The organism is Rhizobium sp. WYCCWR 11152 (assembly GCF_013087615.1).
In the GTDB taxonomy this organism is placed as follows: domain Bacteria; phylum Pseudomonadota; class Alphaproteobacteria; order Rhizobiales; family Rhizobiaceae; genus Rhizobium; species Rhizobium indicum.
Genome location: NZ_JABFCP010000009.1, coordinates 465988 through 485733, shown reverse-complemented (window position 1 = coordinate 485733; position 19746 = coordinate 465988). Strand labels below are relative to the sequence as shown.

Genomic DNA, 19746 nt, shown 5'->3' with positions numbered 1-19746 from the left:
GCACGGCGCCGCAAAGGGTGTCGTCCGTCTGTCCGCAACCGATCCTACTGCATGAACCAGCCGTGGCTCACGACCAGCGACTGACCGGTCACGGCATTGGACCTGGCCGCCGCGAAATAGAGAACAGCGTCGGCCACGTCATCGGTGCTGGTAAACTTGCCGTCGACCGTGTCCTTGAGCATCACCGTCTTGACCACCTGCTCCTCGCTGATGCCGAGCTCCCGCGCCTGCTCGGGGATCTGTTTGTCGACGAGCGGCGTGCGCACGAAGCCGGGGCAGACCACGTTGGCCGTGACGTTGTGTTCGGCCCCTTCCTTTGCCAGTACCTTGGCCAGTCCGATCAGTCCGTGCTTGGCCGTGACATAGGGGCCTTTCAACTTCGAGGCTTCCTTGGAGTGCACGGAGCCCATGTAAATCACCCGGCCGTAATTGGCGGCATACATGTGCTTGAGGCAGGCGCGAGTGGTCAGAAAGGCGCCGTCGAGATGGATCGAAAGCAGCTTTCTCCAGTCCGCAAAAGGAAAGTCGACCAGCGGCTTGACGATCTGGATGCCGGCGTTGCTGACCAGCACGTCGATCTTGCCGAACCTGGCGATCACCTCGCCAACGGCCTTTTCCACCTGCTCTTCGTCGGCAACGTTCATCGCCACGGCGAAGGCATCGCCGCCCTTCTCCTTAATCTCGGCAGCCGTTGCGTTCGCGGCGTCGAGATTGAGGTCGGCGATCACGGGAATGCCGCCTTCGGTTGCGAAGCGAAGCGCGATTTCCTTGCCGATGCCGCTCGCGGCTCCGGTGATAATCGCTACTCTTCCATCAAATCGAGACATGGATAGTTCCTTTAAGTTGCGGGAGATCAGTCGTTTTGGAGGTAGTCGAATACGACCTCGCCGAGGCCGAGCGTCAGGTCGGCGACGTAATGGCTGGCCGAGGTGACCTCGCGCACGGGTAGACGCGCGACGTCGCACATTGCGTGTTCGAACAATTGCAGGGCTGCTGGCCCGGCCCATGCGCCCTTCAGGGTCACATCCTCGAGATAGTAGCGCACGAGTTCGCAAATCCGGGGCGAACCGTCGACGTGCGGGATGACCTTCAGCACGAAGGCGGGCTTCGCCATCGCCTTTGCCAGCGGCTCCAGCGGGAGCTCGCGATGCTTGTAGCCCATGGTCGCCATCACGCACAAAACCGAGCCGTAGTGGAGCGTCCCGACGAGCGTCTCCTGCTCGTGCGACAGCTTCGGTGTCGCCAGCTTCTTCGGAAATCCCCAGATCTCACGGCCGCCGGCGATCGGAGAGTTGTCGTCAAGATACATGGCATGCACGTAGCTGCCTTCCTGCACCTTGCCCGATGGCGTCGTGAAGCGCACCGGAATGACCTGCCCGGTTTCCGTATAGTCGCCGAAGCCGGTCGAATCCGGCATGCGGATGAATTCATAGGCGACGGTGTCGCCGATCACTTCCAGCGGTTCCGGCACGAGGGCGCGCAGGGTCTCCGGATCGGTCCGGTAGTTGATGACGACAAATTCGCGGTTGTAGAACTTGTAGGGTGGCCTCGGATAGGCCGGGTTGTTGAGCGGCATCGCGAAGGCATTTTCGCGGACTGCGGCGATCTTCATGGTCGTGCTCTTCTCTTTGGGTGAAATCTCAATCGAAGTCGAAAATGGCGACGCCGTCGGACGTGCCAGGCCTCTGCAGCACCTCGGGGTGGCGCAGTGTTCGAAGGGCGTCGTTGTAGCCGGAGGCCCAGTGCTCCTCCATCGTCAGCCGGGAGAACTCGTAATCCTTGGAGCTCGCTTCGTATTTTTTGGCGCGATATATGAGCTGTATGATGTTGTAGACCTTCTCGTCGGCCTGATCGACGAGCAGCTTGATCTCCGGATCGGCTTGCAGCAGCGCGTCCTGCGGAACGAGCTCCACGAGATGGCCGAGTGCGCGGCGCAGCCGCTGCTGCGTCTTGAAATGGTCGGTCGCCGCGCGCGTGCGGCTCGAGAAGCGGATATCCTTCTGCCGCAGTTCGATTCCGAGGAGGTCACGCGGGAACTCGCCACTCGCGCTCCAGAGATCGACCTGAAAGGCCAGCGTGTCCTGGCGCGGCGAGTTGTCGAGGACCCATTGCAGCGGCGTGTTCGATATGAGGCCGCCGTCCCAGTAACACTCGCCGTCGATCCTCGTCGCCGGGAAGCCAGGCGGCAGGGCGCCGCTCGCCATGATATGTTCGGGACGGATAGCGTGGGTCGTAGTGTCGAAGTACTCGAAGTTGCCGGTGCGCACGTTGACGGCGCCGACGCTGAAACGCATGGCCCCAGTATTGATGCGGTCGAAGTCCACCAGCCGTTCCAGCGTCGCCTTCAGCGGTGTGACGTCGTAGAAGCTTTCCGCCTCGATGCTGCCGGCGGATGAAAAGAAAGGTGGCACCGGACGGGGCGTGAAGAAGCCTGCGGCGCCGTCCATAAGGGTGGCGAAGGCATGTGCCTGATTGAGCAGGCCACGCGCGAAATCACCCTGGAGCCCCATCGCCCCCAGCATCGCCGAAAACAGAGTGGGAAACCCGTGAGCCGGGGCGGTTACCGTCTCCCAAAAGTTCCGGAGCGCCTCCACTCGTCTTTCAGGCGGATTGCCCGCAATCAGGGCACTGTTGATGGCACCGATGGAGATGCCGGCGACCCAGTCAGGATGCAGACCGGCTTCGGCCAATGCTTGATAGACGCCGGCCTGATATGAGCCGAGCGCTCCTCCGCCTTGCAACAACAGCGCGATACGCTCGAATGGCGGACGCTCCGGTATACGATGCGTCTTGTTTTTGAAGGGATGTTGAGCGGCCATGCAGTTTACCTCGGTTCTTGATCCCGCCGCCGTTCCAGACCGGCCGCAGCATATGTTGACACCGCCCACTTAAGTGCTAGAGTGGACAATGTCAACATCCATCGACAGAATGTTGACATGAGCAACTTAACAACCTAAATGGATGGCATGACCCAAGACATTTCCACGAAAGACCAGCGCCCGTACCACCATGGCGACCTGCAGAGGGCGATCGTAGAGGCCGCCCTGGACGTCCTCAGCGAGTCTCAAAGCACGGAGTTTTCGCTTCGTGAGCTCGCACGTCGGGCGGGCGTCAGTCATAACGCCCCGTACAAACACTTCGCCGATAAGCGCGAATTGCTGGGAGCCGTCTCGGCGGTTGGGTTCGAACTGCTGGCGAAGCGGATGGACGAAGCGACCAAGGAACTCGACAGTCCGCGCGAGCGGCTGACAGCTATGGCGCGCGCATATGTCTCCGGCGGCGTCAACAATCCGGCGCTCTACAGATTGATGTTCGGCGGCTACCTCGCCGGGCAGGACGAAAGGCGCCCCGCCATCGAAAGAACGGCGGCTTACAACATGAAAGCCCTTATAGTTGGCGCGATCTCCGACGGCGCTCTCGGGCGGCCGATTGCAGATACCGAGGCCAATACCCGCACGATCGATGGGGCGATTCTTGTTTTTTGGTCCCAAATGCACGGTCTAACTTTGCTGCTGGCGGATCGCCTCGTCGGCCCCAGCGACAAGATGGAGGAGCTGACCGAGAGCGTCTTGCAAGGCATGCTCGACGGATTGGCGAATTGTATCCCTGCAATACCATCAGGCGTGTGGGTGGGTCCTCCGCTTGCCGAGTAGGGCTTGAGGCTCGCGGGCAGCCACTCTGTCATTTACGTGGTGCCCGCGCCGGCTCGTTCCGAGAGGAGAAATCTCATGGACGCATACATCTCTGCTCTGATGGGGCTCGCCGGCATCGCGATTGGCAGTCTGACCTCGTTTGCCTCCACCTGGATGACGCATCGATCACAGGTGAAGGAAAAACAACGCGAGGCCGAGATTGCCAAACGCGAAAAGCTGTTTTCCGATTTCATCACCGAAGCCACGCGGCTTTATGGTGACGCAATAAGCCACCAGAAGGACGACGTCTCCGACCTCGTGCTGCTTTATGCATTGGTCGCCCACATGCGTCTGATCGCATCCCGTCCGGTCGTGGATGGAGCCGAGCTGGCGATGGTAAGGATCGTCGAGACCTATTTGACGCCAAACCGCTCACTTTCTGAAATCCGCGATCTCGCGCGTTCCGGCGAGATGAACTTTCTCCTCGATTTTGGTGAGGCTTGCCGGGCAGAATTGGCGACAGGAGGCCTGTCTCCCCGGCGATAGGATTATGCGGAAATCACCAGCAAAGCTACAATCAGCCACGTTCGGCGCAAGCCAGCCAAATGAAGAAAGACGCGTGATCGCCGCCGCATATTGATTTCCGTGTCTTGATAGCCTCTGCAGAGGCCACTGGGCAGACAAAATCGGAATCGCGACCCAGGAAGGCGGCCGCTATAGGATGCTACGATGAGATCCGCCTCGCTCACGTGTCGGCTCGGAAACGAGATCATTCATTCATCGTATCGGCAGCGATTTCAATCGGCTCACCAGTTCATCCAAAACGGCTTCGACGGTTTTCGAAGCCGTATCGATGACGATTGCATCGTGCCATTCGTCATAGGCTCTTTCGGAAATCTCTTGCCATGTCGGCTTCACCAGACCTTCGACGTCGGTGAGGCGCGTTTCAGCACGCTTGCGGTGCTCGGCTTTATCCGAGCAAACGACCTCGACCTCCGCCGCTGTCACCCCGGCAGCCTGCGCGACCGAACGCCATGCCGACCGGGTTATTCGGAGCGGGTTGACGGAGTCGGCGATAACGGTTCTGCCGAGGGTCAGATTGTCTCCGGCGATACCGTAAGCCGCGATATAGCCTGCAGGCCCGGCATCATCGGCTATTCCAGAAGCGCGGATTGCTTGCTCGATGGTATCAACGCGCACATGGACCGCATTCAACCGTTCAGCCAAAGCGCGGGCAATCGTCGTCTTTCCACTGCCAGGCAGACCGCCAAAGATAATGAGCATCGTGACCTCGTCGTTTTTGGGAGAGGCTCCACGAGAACGTCAGAGCAACTCGCGGTCGCGCAATACTTCACCATTAAGGCCCGGTTCGCAATTCCTTAGTCAGCACCGGGTTTTCACCACCGGCCTCAACGAGGGTCCACCCGAGCGCGCCGTAGAATCCCACGGCGCCTCGCGCCGCGTTCACAAGCAATCTCTCGACCCCGTGTTGTGATGCGAATTTTTCGAGGCCGGTCATGAGCATCCGCCCGTACCCCTTTCCCTGGCATTCCGCCCTGATCGCGACGGTTCGCACACACGCCGTCGCATCGTCCATCAGATCGAGGCGGGCCGCACCCACCGGCGTCTTTTCAAGCAGAAGCAGCAAAGGGAAATGTCCATCCCTTCGATCATCGGGGTGGTTCGCATCATAGCCAATCAATCCACGGGCCTCGAAGAGGACAGCGCGGCGGATGTCGTGATAGGCATTCCAGTGTTCATCCGCAGAAACCTGGACGACCATCCAGGCGTCTTCGCCCTCGTCATTCGGAAATCTGGGTTCGTTCATCGATGACCTCGTCGATGCTCATGGACAACCGGCCGGCAAAATCGGTGACGGCCTCACGGCTCGATAACAGGAACTTCGGACGAGAAAAGACCGAGAACAATCGCGCGTGCGTCTCGAAGGAATTCCAGTTGTTCGTTCTACTCCTGTATTCGGCCACCCAGTTCAAAAGGCCTTCGAACTGCGTTCCTGTCTCACCGCTCTGAATACCTCGCTCCTTAATGTTGGCGATGCATTCCTCCTCCGGCAGATCAATCCAGATCAGGATCGTCGTGCGGTTGAGGACCATGTTCACCAGTTGCCCGTAAACGCCCTCCATGACCCAGGCGTCGCGCTCGGCCGCTGCCTCGACCATCTCATCCCGCAACGCCCTGTCGCGAGCGATCCCATAGCGCCCGGGCTCCCAATGCATGTCATCAAGGTGGATAACCGGATGGTGAAGCTGCTCACCGATACGACAGGCGAGCCATGTTTTGCCTGCGCCGCCATTGCCCATGATGAGCATGCGGTCAAAGGCAGCTGAGGGATCGGGAAACGTCATCGGCAACTCCGAGGACTTTGCGCTGATGCTGGTTTGTGTGACCTTAGCGCGAGATATTGAATGCTTTCAAATCAAAATTGAGCGCACGCCATTCTTGCAGCTCTGTCCGCTTGAGGAAAAAAATGCCTGCCGCCTTCGAGGACGCGTGTGGAGTGGCTAGAACTCTTCCCAGTTGCCCTCGGTCGAAGCCGGTGCGGCTGAGGTGCCGAAGGCGGCTGCGAGCTTGCCGCCGAGTGCACGGGCCGGTGACGGAGCGGGCCTGGCATGATCGGTGGCCGAGGCGGGAACCGTTCTGCGCGCCGCAAGCGTCGCCGCGGCCGGGCGCGCCAGCGGCTTGGCAGTCGTCCGGGCGGCAGGGGCCGCGTTGGCCGCCTGGCCGAGATTGAACTGTGCCAGACGCTCCGAGAGGGCAGATACCTCCGTCACCAGCGTGTGCGAGGCGGCGTTCGATTCCTCGACCATTGCGGCATTCTTCTGGGTCGACTGGTCCATCTGGTTGACTGCCGTGTTGATCTCCAGGAGACCCGTCGACTGTTCACGGGCGGCCTGAACGACCGCCTGGACATTGCTGTTGATCTGCTGGACTTCAGCAACGATCGCCTGCAGCGCTTTGCCGGTCTGGCCGACGAGATCGACGCCACGCTTGACCTGGTCGCCGGACGAGGTGATCAGCGCCTTGATCTCCTTGGCGGCCGTCGCCGAGCGCTGCGCCAGTTCACGCACTTCCTGTGCGACGACGGCAAAGCCCTTACCGGCCTCCCCTGCACGTGCTGCCTCAACGCCTGCATTGAGGGCCAACAGGTTGGTCTGGAAGGCAATATCGTCGATCACGCCAATGATGTTGGAGATCGACTGCGAGGATTGCTCGATGCCGGTCATCGCGTCAACGGCTTTGCGAACGACCTCTCCGGATTTTTCCGCACCATCCTTGGTGCGGCTGACGAGCGCGCCCGCTTCTTCGGCGCGAAGGGTGGAGTCCTTGACCGAGGTGGTGATCTGCTCGAGCGCAGCGGCGGTCTCCTCGACGGAAGCGGCCTGCTGTTCGGTGCGGCGGGCGAGATCGTCGGCACCGGAGCGGATTTCTTCCGAACCGGCCTGGATGACGGCAGCGTTTTCGGAGAAGGAAATGAGGGCTGCCTGCAGCTTTTCGACAGACGCGTTGAAATCGACGCGGATTTCGTCAAGGGAGTCGGTAAACGGCTTTTCCAGCCGGACGGTCATATCTCCGTTGGAAAGGCTGGCCAGTCCGTTGCCGAGTTCGCTGACCGCGAACTTGATCGAATCCTCACGGGCAGCATGGAGGACCGAACGTTCCTGTCGTTCGATCTCTTCGCGGGACCGGGAGTTTTCTGCATCCGTTTCCAGCTTGATCTTCTGGCGATTGCTTTCCAGCAGGATGGCGAGGGAACGCGAGAGGTCACCGATTTCGTCCTTGGCATTCTTGTCGCACAATTGCACATCGAGCTGGCCATGGGCGATGCGATCGGTCTCGGCGATCACGCCCTCAATGCGGCGGATGAATTTGGCTGCGATGAGCCAGCCTGAAAGACCGAGCAGGAGTGCAGCGATGGCGGTGATCGCAACGGCGCTCCAGGCCATGTTGTTGAGCTGGGCAAAGACGGTGGATTTGGGCACCGAGACGACGGCGTACCAGTTCAGGTCATTCGTCAGCTTTACCGGATAGGCGACCAAGAAATAGGTCTGGCCGTCCGGGCCTGCGATCTCCTGCGCGACGCCGGGCTTGGCGATCAACTGATCCCAGCCGGCGGTCAGATCGCCGCCGTCCTTGATATTCTTGCCTGCGAGTTCTGCGGAAGGATGGCTGATGATGCTGCCGGCGCCCGTCACGAGGCTGAGATAGCCAGTCTCCATCGGGTGGACTGCCGAGATCGCCTTGTTGGCGTCGTCGAGCGAAATATCCATGCCGGCGACGCCGAGCGCCTTGCCATCGACCATGATCGGCTTGGCGACCGAGGTCATCAGCACGTCCTTGCCGTCGACCGCATAGACATAAGGTTCGATGACGACAGTCTTTTTCTGAGTAAAGGGCAGCTGGTAGTAATCGCCGGCGCCCGACACGCCATAATCGACCAGCGGCGTGTGCTGGATCTTGTCGCCACTGCGGACCCAGTAGGGCACGTAGCGGCCGGTCGTGTCGTGGCCTTCCTTGCCGACAAAATCCTTGTCCTTGCCGTCGAAGGCATTCGGCTCCCAGCCGGTCCAAACACCGAGCGCCATCGGATTATCCTGCAGCATGTTCTTCAGCAAGTCGTCGGCAGTCGCACGATTGGCGTTTCCGCCGTCCTTCATCGTCGACAGCGACGTTTCCAGCGTATTGACGATGCCGAGTGCCACGCTCATGGATTTCTCGACGTTGAGCGCATTGGTGGCGGCGATCTGGAGCATCTGATCGAGGCTCGATTTGCGCATATCGTTGTAGGCGATGTAAAAAAGAACGCCCGATGCCGCGATCGTGGCGATGACACCGCAGGCCGCCACGGAAAAAATGTTGCGTCCGGTCGCCGATTTGAACTGCATGCGCTTAACCTCCTCAAGCGGGCAGGTCGTCGATCGCGCACCGATCTATTCCGTCCCGGCTTCCCCCAGACCGAGAACTGATTTCAGGACGTGGCTGCACGTCACGGAAATCGTTCGCAATTTAAAGAAAATACGGAGCGGCTGTTAATTTACGGTGTATTGCGCCACTTTTACTTATGGCAGGACTGATCGCAGCGCCTTTTTTAAGACGCGCAAACGCAGTGCTGCTGCCCTTGGCGAAACTGTCACATCAAGACGCTATAAGGATTTTCGCCCGGCGCCTCTTGCGTCGGCACTGTTTCACCGTCAAAATTGCGACATGCCTGACAGCGACCCATCCAGTACAAGCTCCGCCCCTTCCAACCGGGATCTCCCGGCCGAGGAAGCAGGCGACCATTGTAGACGGTGCGATGACCTCCGCCTCGCCTCAAGCATATCACGGCTCCCGCAGAGAGGGCCGCTTCCCAGACCATTGCCGATGATGGGCGGCCGCGGCTCACTTCAGAGGAGCGGTCAGATGGAACCTGCACTGATGTCAACACGATGATGGAGAGACGACAGGTGATGCGTATATGCGTATAAGAGCGTCCCTTCGAATGCCTCATCGCTTCGCCTGATGAACGCGGCACTACAACCTCAACGAATAGGGTCCCTGTGTTTCTGGAAATTGGAATTGTGGCGTTTCTCACCATCCTGAATGGTGTGCTCGCCATGTCGGAGCTGGCCGTTGTGTATTCTCGAACAGCTCGCCTAAAGGTTCTCTCCGACAATGGAAGCAAGGGTGCAGCTCAAGCGATCAAACTTGCCGAAAACCCCGGTCGATTTCTCTCTACGGTGCAGATCGGCATCACGCTGGTCGGCGTTCTATCCGGCGCTTTCTCCGGGGCCACGCTCGGCGGCCGCCTGAGCGGATGGCTAGAAGCCCAGGGAATGTCATCGACGGCCGCTGATGCCATTGGCGTAGGTTCAGTCGTCGTGGCAATCACATATCTTTCGTTGATCGTCGGCGAACTTGTTCCAAAGCAGATCGCATTGCGGGAACCCGAAGCGGTTGCGGCCAGGGTCGCACCCGCTATGGCGGTACTTTCAAAAATTGCGCTGCCGCTCGTGTGGCTTCTGAACGCCTCCGGAAATCTTGTGCTTAAGCTCTTGGGCCAAACAGGAAAAGGTGGCGACAATGTCTCCGACGCAGAGATCAAAACTGTTCTGGCCGAGGCGCAGTCGGCTGGAGTGATCGAAAGCGAAGAGTCCGCGATGATATCAGGTGTCATGCGGCTGGCCGACCGCACTGCCCGAGCGCTTATGACGCCCCGACGGGACGTGGAAATTATTGATATCGACGACAGCCTTGATGAAATTCGGACCCAGTTGCACAGGACGAAGCGGTCGCGGTTGCCGGTTCGAAAAGGCAGTTCGGACGAGGTGATCGGCATCCTTCCGGTCAAGGACTTCTACGACGCGATGTCCGAACACGGCAGTGCCGACATTACGGCTCTGACGCAAGACGTCCCGGTGGTTTCAGACCTTTCAACTGCCATCAATGTGATTGAAGCCATCAGGAAATCGCCCGTTCACATGGTGCTGGTTTTCGACGAGTACGGCCACTTCGAGGGGGTTGTCTCGTCAGGTGACATATTGGAAGCAATCATGGGGGCTCTGCAGGAGGGACCGGTCGATGAACAGGCCATCGCTCGTCGAGACGACGGCTCTTATCTCGTGTCGGGCTGGACGCCAATTGACGAGTTCGCTGAATTCTTAAACCTCAAGCTCGATGGCGACTTGGAATATCAGACTGTCGCCGGCCTGGTGTTGGAAGAGTTGAAACATCTGCCGGAATTGGGCGAGAGCTTCACGAGAGATGGATGGCGCTTCGAAGTCGTCGATCTCGACGGGAGGCGCGTGGACAAAATACTTGTGTCGGCTGAGTGAAGACCGGCGGGCGCCCTCTTCGCCAGCGACTTCGCCGATGAGGTCGTCAATCTCGACGGCCGCAACATCGACAAGATCCGCATCCACCACTTGGACGATGTGGCCTGACAGCAGGAGTGAACGCCATGGCATGGTCCGCCAATCAATATGTGAAATTCGAGGATGAGCGCACGCGACCGGCGCGCGACCTGTTGGCACAGGTGCCGCTGCAAAACATTCGTCATGCCATCGATCTCGGCTGCGGCCCGGGCAATTCGACCGAGCTGATCATCGAGCGCTACGGGGCGCAGGGCGTCTCGGGCGTCGACAGCGACATGAACATGCTGGAGGCGGCGCGCAAGCGGCTTCCGGGCACTGCCTTCGTCGAGGCCGATCTCACCCGCTGGCAGTCGACTGAGCCCGCCGACCTTTTGTTTGCCAATGCCGTCTTCCAATGGCTGCCTGACCATCTCGATATCTTCGACCGGCTGATGGACGGGCTTTCCGAAGGCGGCGTGCTGGCCGTGCAGATGCCCGACAATCTCGGCGAACCCTCGCATCTGGCGATGGAGGAGACGGCGCATGCCGGCCCGTGGAAATCCGCCTTCGAGGCGAAGAGCGTGCGCCGCAAGGGGCTGCCCCCGCCGTCCACTTATTACAGCCGGCTGATCGCCAAATCCTCTCGCGTCGATATCTGGCACACCATCTACAATCACCCGATGGCGGATGCTGCAGCGATCGTCGAATGGGTGAAGGGAACCGGGCTGATGCCCTATCTCGCCCATGCCGGCGAGGAGCATCGCGAGGCATTCCTGGCCGATTACCTCAAGCAGGTGGAAAAGGCCTATCCCAAGATGTCGGACGGGCGGGTGCTGCTGCGGTTTCCGAGAATTTTCATGGTGGCGGTGAAACGGTAAAGCCGGCCGCGCCAAGCAAGGTGACGCGAGCTTGGGCGCCCCGGATGGTGTCAAATGCTTGTTATCCCTCGCCCGCATGGTGCTTGCGGCGAGACCGGCACGCAGTATAGTCGGCCGGAAAATCCAAGGAGATGACACATGGACGCTGTCCCTACCCCGCCGGTCACCCTCGTCATCTTCGGCGCCACGGGAGACCTGACGCGCCGCCTGCTGGTGCCGGCGATCATCAATCTGACGCGCAGTCGCCTTGTCGGCGAGGATCTCCACATTCTCGGCATCGGCATCGAGCCGGGTGACGACGAGTTCCTGCGCGGGCGGCTCGACCAATTCCTCAGCCATCTGAGCGGTGAAGAGCCGCCGGTGAAGGACGAGACCTGGGAAAGCCTGCGCCGGCGCATTTCCTACACGTCTGGGGATTTCACCAAGGACGATATTTTCGTCGAGATCGGCAAGCGGCTGGGGCCGCATGCCAATGCCGCCTTCTATCTCGCGGTGCCGCCATCCTTTTTCGGGACGATCGTCGAGAAGCTCGCCGCCCATGGGCTGACCAATGAAAGCGACGGCGTCTTCCGCCGCGTCGCGATCGAAAAACCGTTCGGCACCGATCTCGCCTCGGCGCAGGCGCTCAATGCACAGATCCTCGCGCAGGTCGGGGAAGGCCAAGTCTACCGGCTCGACCATTTCCTCGGCAAGGAGACGGTGCAGAACCTGATGACGGCGCGTTTCGCCAACATGATGATCGAGTCCTTGTGGAACAGCCGCTACATCGACCATGTACAGATCACCGCCGCCGAAATCGTCGATGTCGGCAGCCGCGGCAAATTCTACGACGCTACCGGCGCGCTGCGCGACATGGTGCCGAACCATCTCTTCCAGCTGCTGGCGATGATCGCCATGGAACCGCCGAACAGCTTCGATGCCGAGGCAATCCGCAACGAAAAGAGCAAGGTGCTGAAGGCGCTGCGCGTCTATACACCTGATGAGGCCAAGACGCATGGCGTGCGCGGCGCCTATGCTGCGGGCCCGCTCAATGGGGCTCAGCTTCCGGCCTATCGCGATACCAAGGACGTCTCGCCCGACAGCAGGACCGAGACCTTCGTGGCGCTGAAGCTCTATGCCGATACTTGGCGCTGGGCCGGCGTGCCCTTCTATCTCAGGACCGGCAAGGCGCTGACGGCGCGCGACACCGAGATCGTCATCACCTTCCAGCCGGTGCCCTTCGCGCAGTTTCGCGAGACCGACGTCAAGCGCCGCCTACCGCCGAACCGGCTGGTGATCCAAGTGCAGCCGGACGAGGGCATGAGCATGGAAATCTCGATCAAATCGCCGGGGCTTTCGGTCGATACCGTGCCGGTCTCGCTCGATTTCCGCTATTCCGACAAATTCGATATTGCCAAGACGACCGGCTATGAATCATTGCTCTACGATCTCTTCATCGGCGACCAGACCCTGTTCCAGCGCGCCGACGGCATCGAGGCCGGATGGGCGGCGGTGCAACCCTTCCTCGATATCTGGGCCAAGGATGAGAGCGTGCCTGACGCCTACGCGCCGGGCAGCATGGGACCGGCCTCAGCCGACGAACTGATCCAGCGCGACAGACGGCAGTGGCATGAACTCGGCGTCATACTGCACGGAAACGACAAATAGCCGGTCCTGCTTGCTGATCTGGGCCTATCCCGTCAGCGGCAGGCGTCGCCTAGCGTACCGTCGCGCTCGGCCGCGCGGTACTGACGCGTTCCGGGCCGCGGGCAGACGGTCCGATCGGACGGAATGACGACGGTGATATCACCGGTTTCGACTGGATCCAGCGGAATCATGAGTCCGCCATTGGATTCCGCCCCCGGCACCGTGCCGGGTGGCATGCCGCCGAAGCGGCCGCTAGAATCCATATCAGCAAGGGCCTGGGAGAAAGCCGGAGCGGCGAAGCCGAGGAGAATGATCGAGGCTGCTGCAAGAAACATACGCATGATGCTATTTCCTATGTTTTCAGCGATGCGACAGAAACAGCAGGACGACCTCATTGTTCCCCCGGAAGCGGGGCAAACGATCAAAGTTTAGCGATTGGAATATGGCGCCTCAGAGCGGGCGATCTCCGGCTCAATCGCGCCAGCGCGACAGCAGCCTGTCGAGACCTGTCGGATAGAGATCGATGCCGGCGTCCCGCAGCCTGTCGCGGCCGAACCAGCGCGCCATCGCCGCCGTCTCGTCGAGTTCGGAATAGTGGATTTCATCGCGCTCATAGAGCGACGCATCGGCCAGTTCGATATCGGCAGCGAAGATGAATTCGTGACCGATTGCGCCATGATGCTCGTAAATGTTTTCGAGCAGATGCCAGGGGCCGACGATGCGGATCGCCGTTTCGAGTTCCTCCTGGAATTCGCGGTGCAGGGCCCCTTCGCGGCTCTCGCCGAATTCGATCGCGCCGCCGAGCGGGCGAACGCCCTTGATGCGGCCGCTGTCATCCTCCACTTCGGCGGCAAGTCTTTCCGCCAGGCGAGGCCGATCACCTTCACCCTGATCTGCTGCGATGGACGCCAGATGGTCATAAGACTCTCCTTCCCTCCAATGGGGCAGCCGTTAACTAGTGGGCAGAGGCTGCGATGCAAGGGCGATCAAAGCCAGCGCGCCGATGATCATGTTAGGTCAATCTTTGACATCTATTGCCATAGGGGGCCGACTGCCCCATATTCGTGACAACGAAAGGAAAACCATGCCCAACGTCGCGCTCGGAAACCACTACGAGGAATTTGTCCGGAAGCAGTTGGACTCCGGCCGCTATAACAATGCCAGCGAAGTTGTTCGGGCAGGACTGCGGCTGCTGGAGGATCATGAGGCGGCCCGCGAACGCTGGCTCAATGAGGAGATCCCGGCGCGCTACGACGACCTAGTGAACAACCCGAGCCTTGGCATCCCGGCCGAGACAGTACGCGCCCGCTTTGAAACCAAGCGCCGGATTGATGCGGCGAAAGCCAAGTAGGGCGTTGGCCTACCGCATTATTTATCATCCGAAGGCGGAAGCCGAACTCGACAAGCTCTATGCCGATATCGCCGTTGAGGCGGGAACGGGCATCGCCGGCGACTTCGTCCACACAGTGATCACTTTCATCGAGGCCCTGGAGATGTTCCCGGAACGGGGCACGGTGCGGGTAAGCCGGATTCCCGGCCTTCGTGTTATCGGCTACCGGCGCAGCGTCAGCGTGGCGTTCTCGGTCAGTGGCGGTGACGTCAACATATTGGGCGTGTTTGCGCGTGGGCGTGATATCACTGACGAGATTCTGGAAGAGCGACAAGGGTAAGCCGACAGGCGAGCCTCCTCCGCATGGACCGTAGGTTGCAGGCCCCTTCGGTTCAGCTCGCCTGCCGCCGACCGGCCATTTCTTCAAGTTGGACGGGCCTTTGCCCCGGCGATTTCAGGACAAGATATAATGAGCCCCGCAACGACGCGAGGCTCTTGCCGATCCCTCGTCTCAGACGAACTGGCTGAGGCCCGGGACGGAAGCGACGACCTCGTCGACGACCCCTTCGCCGGCATATTGCTTGGCGATCGCGATGGTTTCCTTGGCAAGCGAGGTGATCTCGCCCATGCCGAGGCCTTCGCCCATCAGTTGCTGGCCGAGCCCCATGATGCCACCGCCGCCGAGCGAACTCATCAGCCCGCCGAGCAGACCGCCGCCGCCAGCGCTTGCGCCATTGAACTGGGCAACGAGATCGGCGCCGCCGGGGATCGCTTCGATCATCTTGGCAACCGGGCCATCGGCGGCCTCACGCTGCAAAAAGCCGAGCATCATGCCGAGCGCCTTTTCGGCCAGATCAGGCGCAATACCCACGCGATCGGCGATCTGGGTCACAATTTCATTCATCGTTAGCCTCCTGTTTTTTGACGTTAACGTCAACGTTAATCGAGATTCGACCGCAACTCAAGCCGGCCCCTCCCCGTGCCGCACTTTGTCCGGTTTTGCTTTCAATGCAAACAGTTGTCCGCATGCGCATGCCTGCTTATAACAGGGAAACGATGGTTCGATGAAGGCGGCAGAACACGCCTTCTCATACAAATGGCGGCAGAGCCCCAAGGGAGCATTCCGAATGATCGAGGATGGCAAGATTTTCATCGGCGCGAGCCGCAATCCCGATGACAGCATCAACAAGCCGGAATATCTCGACCTGAAATTCGGCAATCGCCACGGCCTTGTCACCGGCGCCACCGGCACCGGCAAGACGGTGACGCTGCAGGTGCTGGCCGAAGGCTTCTCCCGGGCCGGCGTTCCGGTGTTTGCGGCCGATATCAAGGGCGACCTTTCCGGCATCGCCGCCAAGGGCGAGCCCAAGGATTTCCTGACGAAGCGCGCCGAGCAGATCGGCTTTGCCGACTACGAATTCGACCAGTTTCCAGTGATCTTCTGGGATCTGTTCGGCGAGAAAGGCCACCGGGTGCGCACCACCATCGCCGAGATGGGACCGCTGCTGCTCGCCCGCCTGATGGATGCCTCCGAACCGCAGGAAGGCGTCATCAACATCGCCTTCAAGATCGCCGACCAGGGCGGGCTGCCGTTGCTCGACCTCAAGGATTTCAGCTCGCTGCTGAACTATATGGGCGAGAACGCCAGCCAACTTTCCAACCAATACGGCCTGATCTCCAAGGCCTCGGTCGGCTCGATCCAGCGGGCGCTGCTCGTTCTCGAACAGCAGGGCGCCGAACACTTCTTCGGCGAACCGGCGCTGAAGATCACCGACATCATGCGCACCAACAATAATGGCTACGGCCAGATCTCGGTGCTGGCCGCCGACAAGCTGATGATGAACCCGCGGCTTTACGCCACTTTCCTGCTCTGGCTTCTCTCGGAACTCTTCGAGGAACTGCCCGAGGTGGGTGATCCCGAAAAGCCGAAGCTCGTCTTCTTCTTCGACGAGGCGCATCTGCTCTTCAACGACGCGCCGAAGGTGCTGACCGAACGTGTCGAGCAGGTGGTGCGGCTGATCCGTTCCAAGGGCGTCGGCGTCTATTTCGTGACGCAGAACCCGCTCGACGTGCCGGAAACGGTGCTCGCCCAGCTCGGCAACCGGGCGCAGCATGCCTTGCGCGCCTATTCGCCACGCGAACAGAAGGCGGTAAGGACGGCCGCCGATACATTCCGTGCGAATCCCGCCTTCGATTGCGCCACCGTCATCACCAATCTCGGCACTGGCGAGGCACTGGTCTCGACGCTCGAGGCCAAGGGCGCGCCTTCGATCGTCGAGCGCACGCTGATCCGCCCACCATCCGGCCGCGTCGGCCCGGTGACGGATGTCGAGCGCCGGCAGATCATGGACAGGAGCCCGGTTCTCGGCGTCTATGACGAGGATGTCGACCGCGAATCCGCCTTCGAACTGCTGGCGGCACGGGCGAAGAAGGCGGCCGATGCCGACGCCGCCAAGCGGGCGCAGGAAGAAGCACCACAGCAACAGGGCAACACGACCTCCGGCTGGAACCTGCCGGGCTTCGGCGGCGGCAATGACGACGACAACCAGGGCCGCGGCCAATCGCGCGGCCGGGCGTCCGGCTATCAGCGCGAAACGGTGGTGGAAGCGGCGATGAAGAGCGTGGCCCGCACGGTGGCGACACAGGTCGGCCGGGCGCTGGTGCGCGGGATCTTGGGGAGCTTGAAGCGGTAGGCGTTTCGCAGCAGAGTGCCACCTGCCCCTCATCCGCCTGCCGGCACCTTCTCCCCGCTCGCGGGGCGAAGGGGGAATAGCCGCAACCTCTCCTTTCCTCGCGCACCTCTCGTAGGGCACGTCCCCTCGCCCCGTTTACGGGGAGAGGGTTAGGGTGAGGGGCAACTTCCCACGGCCTTCCCCCGAAGAATGCAAGATCGTTCTCCTTCTTGAACCTGATGCCTTTATCTCCTAAATTACCTTCCGTCGACCATTTCAACAGGATGTGTGCCGCAATGGATTTCAACCCGATCGCAACGCCAGTTCGCCTTGCCAACCGGGACATCCATATCCATGCCTGCATCCATCACTCTCTCCCAAGTTTCGTGGTCCGCTCCTGACGGGCGGTCGCTTTTTTCCAGTCTCGACCTGAGTTTTGGGGCTGAGCGTACCGGTCTTGTCGGTCGCAACGGCGTCGGCAAGACGACGCTGCTCAAACTCGTCTCCGGTGAGATCCAGCCACATTCCGGGACGGTATCCGTCGGCGGCAGCCTCGGTGTGCTGCGGCAGAGCGTTCAGGTGGCGCCCGAGGAAACGATCGCCGATCTCTTCGGCGTGACCGATGCGCTCGCTATTCTTCGCCGCGCCGAAGCCGGCGAGGCAACGGCCGACGAGCTTGGATCGGCGGACTGGATGCTGGAGGCGCGCATTGCCGCAGCGCTCAATCGGACGGGGCTCGACGCACCGCCGGAGACGCCGCTTGCCGTGCTCTCCGGTGGGCAGCGGACCCGTGCCGGGCTTGCGGCGCTTGTTTTCACCGAGCCGGATTTCCTGTTGCTCGACGAACCGACCAACAATCTCGATCGCGAAGGCCGAGAGGCTGTGATCGCGCTGATGTCAGGCTGGCGGGCCGGCGCCATCATCGTCAGCCATGACCGGGAACTGCTCGAAAGCGTCGATGCGATCGTTGAACTGACGTCGCTCGGCGCCACGCGCTATGGCGGCAACTGGAGCCATTACCGCGAGCGCAAGGCTCTTGAGCTCGCGGCGGCACAGCATGATCTCACTGAAGCCGAAAAACGCATGGCCGAGGTAGCGCGGAAGGCGCAGGCGACGGTGGAGCGTCAGGCGCACAGAGACAGCGCGGGCCGGAAGACGGCCGCCAAAGGCGGCATTCCACGCATCATGCTCGGCGGCATGAAGGAGCGGAGCGAAACGACGGGTGGCGACAATGCCCGTATCGCTGAACGCCGGCGCGCCCAGACACGGGAAGAGGCAACAGCAGCGCGCGAGAAGATCGAGATCCTGCAGCCCTTGTCGGTCACCCTGCCGCCAACCGGGCTGCCTGCCAGCAAGATCGTGCTGAAGATGGATGGCGTGACATCGGGCTACCAGCCTGATGATCCCGTCATCCGCGATCTCTCCTTCGATGTGACGGGACCCGAGCGTATCGCCGTCACCGGCCGCAACGGCTCGGGCAAGACGACCTTGCTGGCGCTCGTTACCGGCGCACTGAAACCCTGGGCCGGCACGGTCGGCGTCATGACCGCTTTCTCTATGCTCGATCAGAAGGTGAGCCTGCTCGATCCTTCGGCCTCGATCCGCGACAATTTTCGCCGGATCAATCCGCAGGCCGATGAAAATACTTGCCGGGCGGCCCTTGCCCGCTTCATGTTCAGGGCGGACGCTGCGCTACAGACCGTATCGACGCTAAGCGGCGGGCAATTGCTGCGGGCGGGCCTTGCCTGCGTCCTCGGCTCGGCACCGCCGCCGCTGTTGATCCTCGACGAGCCGACCAACCATCTCGACATCGACTCGATCGCCGCGGTCGAGGCAGGACTGCGCGCCTACGACGGCGCGCTGCTGGTGGTCAGCCACGACGAGACATTCCTCAGGAGTATCGGGATCACGCGGCGGTTGGAACTGTCGCCAGCCGACCCGGGATAATTCCGGCTCATGCCTGCTGCCGGCCTCCGACGCGACGGTTCCGACAGACGGCGACGATCAACGCGGTGACGCAGATCAGGAGTTCAAGAGCGAAGGTCCAATGCAACATGAAACTCACGACCCAATTGCTGTAGGTCGCCGGCACCGTCGTCAGCTCGAATTTCGACCAATCGAATGGCGCGAGCCAAAGCATCGGCGCAGCGACGGTATCCATAACCATGTGAAGCATGACGGCTGCGAAAAAGACGGCGGCCGTGGGAAGCCAGTCCGACGCCAGTCGACCGATCGCCGGCAGGGCCGTGGCGGCGAAGCCGAGCCAAAAAAGCGGCCAGTGGGAGACATAGTCGTGATGGTGGACTTTGCCGCCGGTCAGGAAGAAATAGACCATGTCGAAATCCGGCAATACGCTGCCGATCAAGGCTGCGGTCATGATGCCGGGTGCGGCGGACCGCTGCCGCGCGGCCCTCCCGAGAAGGTAGCCTGCCGGCAAATGGGCAATGAGCATGCGTCTTATTCTCCCGGGCGGTCCCGAAGAATCCTCTATGCGCGGTTTATGGCTAGAATCGGCACAGGTCCGGCTCTCTTGCCTCTTTTTGCGGGCAATGTTATTGGAATCCCGCAAGCTTTCGAGAAAGGAGGATCACGCAATGCAATATTATTTTCGGTTTAATCGCCAGCGTGGTCCCGTCAACGCCCTGCAAATGCGTTTGCAGGGCTGACCAGAGACCGTTTCTCGACATCTCTTCCTGGTCTGCCCTTCGTGGCCAATGCGGCGCCGTAGCTGACAGCGCGCATTCCTCTCATTTCCCG

19 protein-coding genes and 1 pseudogene are annotated in these 19746 nt (G+C 60.9%); 9 read left to right on the top strand and 11 right to left on the bottom strand.

Annotated features, from left to right (window positions below):
* Positions 1–44: 44 nt before the first annotated feature.
* The 3 genes from G9X67_RS17630 to G9X67_RS17620 are packed head-to-tail and all read right to left on the bottom strand — an operon-like array spanning position 45 to position 2819.
* A complete protein-coding gene (locus G9X67_RS17630; protein WP_171599319.1) occupies positions 45–827 on the bottom strand; it encodes a 3-hydroxybutyrate dehydrogenase in 783 nt (260 codons plus the stop codon).
* Between the two features lie 26 nt (positions 828–853).
* Positions 854–1612 carry an acetoacetate decarboxylase gene (locus G9X67_RS17625; protein ID WP_138328571.1) on the bottom strand — a complete coding sequence of 253 codons (759 nt, stop codon included), beginning with the start codon at positions 1610–1612 and terminating at the stop codon, positions 854–856.
* A 28-nt stretch (positions 1613–1640) separates the two neighbouring features.
* Positions 1641–2819 carry a patatin-like phospholipase family protein gene (locus tag G9X67_RS17620; protein WP_171599318.1) on the bottom strand — a complete coding sequence of 393 codons (1179 nt, stop codon included), beginning with the start codon at positions 2817–2819 and terminating at the stop codon, positions 1641–1643.
* A 147-nt stretch (positions 2820–2966) separates the two neighbouring features.
* Here G9X67_RS17620 and G9X67_RS17615 point away from each other — a divergent pair, with 147 nt between their 5' ends.
* Positions 2967–3653, top strand: a complete 687-nt coding sequence (locus G9X67_RS17615) for a TetR/AcrR family transcriptional regulator (protein WP_138328573.1) — start codon at positions 2967–2969, stop codon at positions 3651–3653.
* Between the two features lie 75 nt (positions 3654–3728).
* Positions 3729–4178: a hypothetical protein gene (locus G9X67_RS17610; RefSeq protein ID WP_138388023.1), complete on the top strand. Its 450-nt coding sequence runs from the start codon at positions 3729–3731 to the stop codon at positions 4176–4178.
* Between the two features lie 231 nt (positions 4179–4409).
* On the opposite strand, the gene G9X67_RS17605 is transcribed toward G9X67_RS17610, so the two are convergent.
* The 4 genes from G9X67_RS17605 to G9X67_RS17590 form a co-directional block, all read right to left on the bottom strand.
* The gene (locus G9X67_RS17605) at positions 4410–4916 is read right to left on the bottom strand and encodes an AAA family ATPase (RefSeq protein WP_171599317.1); all 507 of its coding nucleotides are present in this window, start codon (positions 4914–4916) and stop codon (positions 4410–4412) included.
* A gap of 73 nt (positions 4917–4989) precedes the next feature.
* A complete protein-coding gene (locus G9X67_RS17600; protein ID WP_171599316.1) occupies positions 4990–5460 on the bottom strand; it encodes a GNAT family N-acetyltransferase in 471 nt (156 codons plus the stop codon).
* Positions 5435–5998, bottom strand: a complete 564-nt coding sequence (locus tag G9X67_RS17595; RefSeq protein ID WP_171599315.1) for an AAA family ATPase — start codon at positions 5996–5998, stop codon at positions 5435–5437. Before G9X67_RS17595 ends, G9X67_RS17600 begins: the two co-directional genes overlap by 26 nt.
* Before the next feature lie 156 nt (positions 5999–6154).
* Positions 6155–8536, bottom strand: coding sequence for a methyl-accepting chemotaxis protein (locus tag G9X67_RS17590; RefSeq protein ID WP_138387783.1), 2382 nt, complete (start codon positions 8534–8536; stop codon positions 6155–6157).
* Positions 8537–9190: 654 nt separating this feature from the next.
* On the opposite strand from G9X67_RS17590, the gene G9X67_RS17585 reads away from it, so the two are divergent.
* The 3 genes from G9X67_RS17585 to zwf all read left to right on the top strand — a co-directional run bounded on the left by G9X67_RS17585 (position 9191) and on the right by zwf (position 13008).
* Positions 9191–10465, top strand: coding sequence for a hemolysin family protein (locus G9X67_RS17585; RefSeq protein ID WP_138328578.1), 1275 nt, complete (start codon positions 9191–9193; stop codon positions 10463–10465).
* Positions 10466–10590: 125 nt separating this feature from the next.
* Entirely contained in the window at positions 10591–11361 is a 771-nt protein-coding gene (gene tam / locus G9X67_RS17580) for a trans-aconitate 2-methyltransferase (protein WP_138328579.1), read from the top strand.
* Between the two features lie 138 nt (positions 11362–11499).
* Complete coding sequence (gene zwf, locus G9X67_RS17575; protein ID WP_138387785.1) at positions 11500–13008, top strand: glucose-6-phosphate dehydrogenase; 1509 nt, start codon at positions 11500–11502, stop codon at positions 13006–13008.
* 32 nt (positions 13009–13040) lie between these two features.
* On the opposite strand, the gene G9X67_RS17570 is transcribed toward zwf, so the two are convergent.
* Together G9X67_RS17570 and G9X67_RS17565 are read right to left on the bottom strand one after the other, a co-directional pair.
* Positions 13041–13382, bottom strand: coding sequence for a hypothetical protein (locus G9X67_RS17570; RefSeq protein ID WP_138387786.1), 342 nt, complete (start codon positions 13380–13382; stop codon positions 13041–13043).
* A gap of 76 nt (positions 13383–13458) precedes the next feature.
* Positions 13459–13907 (bottom strand): annotated as a pseudogene (locus G9X67_RS17565) (NUDIX domain-containing protein).
* Between the two features lie 164 nt (positions 13908–14071).
* On the opposite strand from G9X67_RS17565, the gene G9X67_RS17560 reads away from it, so the two are divergent.
* The gene (locus G9X67_RS17560; RefSeq protein WP_138328583.1) at positions 14072–14338 is read left to right on the top strand and encodes a type II toxin-antitoxin system ParD family antitoxin; all 267 of its coding nucleotides are present in this window, start codon (positions 14072–14074) and stop codon (positions 14336–14338) included.
* Positions 14339–14342: 4 nt separating this feature from the next.
* Positions 14343–14657 carry a type II toxin-antitoxin system RelE/ParE family toxin gene (locus G9X67_RS17555; RefSeq protein ID WP_171599314.1) on the top strand — a complete coding sequence of 105 codons (315 nt, stop codon included), beginning with the start codon at positions 14343–14345 and terminating at the stop codon, positions 14655–14657.
* Positions 14658–14828: 171 nt separating this feature from the next.
* Here G9X67_RS17555 and G9X67_RS17550 read toward each other — a convergent pair whose 3' ends face one another.
* The gene (locus G9X67_RS17550) at positions 14829–15221 is read right to left on the bottom strand and encodes a hypothetical protein (protein WP_138328585.1); all 393 of its coding nucleotides are present in this window, start codon (positions 15219–15221) and stop codon (positions 14829–14831) included.
* Positions 15222–15444: 223 nt separating this feature from the next.
* On the opposite strand from G9X67_RS17550, the gene G9X67_RS17545 reads away from it, so the two are divergent.
* Together G9X67_RS17545 and G9X67_RS17540 are read left to right on the top strand one after the other, a co-directional pair.
* Positions 15445–17010 (top strand): helicase HerA-like C-terminal domain-containing protein, encoded by a 1566-nt coding sequence (locus G9X67_RS17545; protein WP_138328586.1) that lies wholly within the window; start codon positions 15445–15447, stop codon positions 17008–17010.
* Positions 17011–17343: 333 nt separating this feature from the next.
* Complete coding sequence (locus G9X67_RS17540; RefSeq protein WP_171599313.1) at positions 17344–18936, top strand: ABC-F family ATP-binding cassette domain-containing protein; 1593 nt, start codon at positions 17344–17346, stop codon at positions 18934–18936.
* A gap of 7 nt (positions 18937–18943) precedes the next feature.
* Here the strand turns inward: G9X67_RS17540 and G9X67_RS17535 are convergent, their stop codons facing one another.
* Positions 18944–19441 (bottom strand): metal-dependent hydrolase, encoded by a 498-nt coding sequence (locus tag G9X67_RS17535; protein WP_171599312.1) that lies wholly within the window; start codon positions 19439–19441, stop codon positions 18944–18946.
* Positions 19442–19746: the final 305 nt, after the last annotated feature.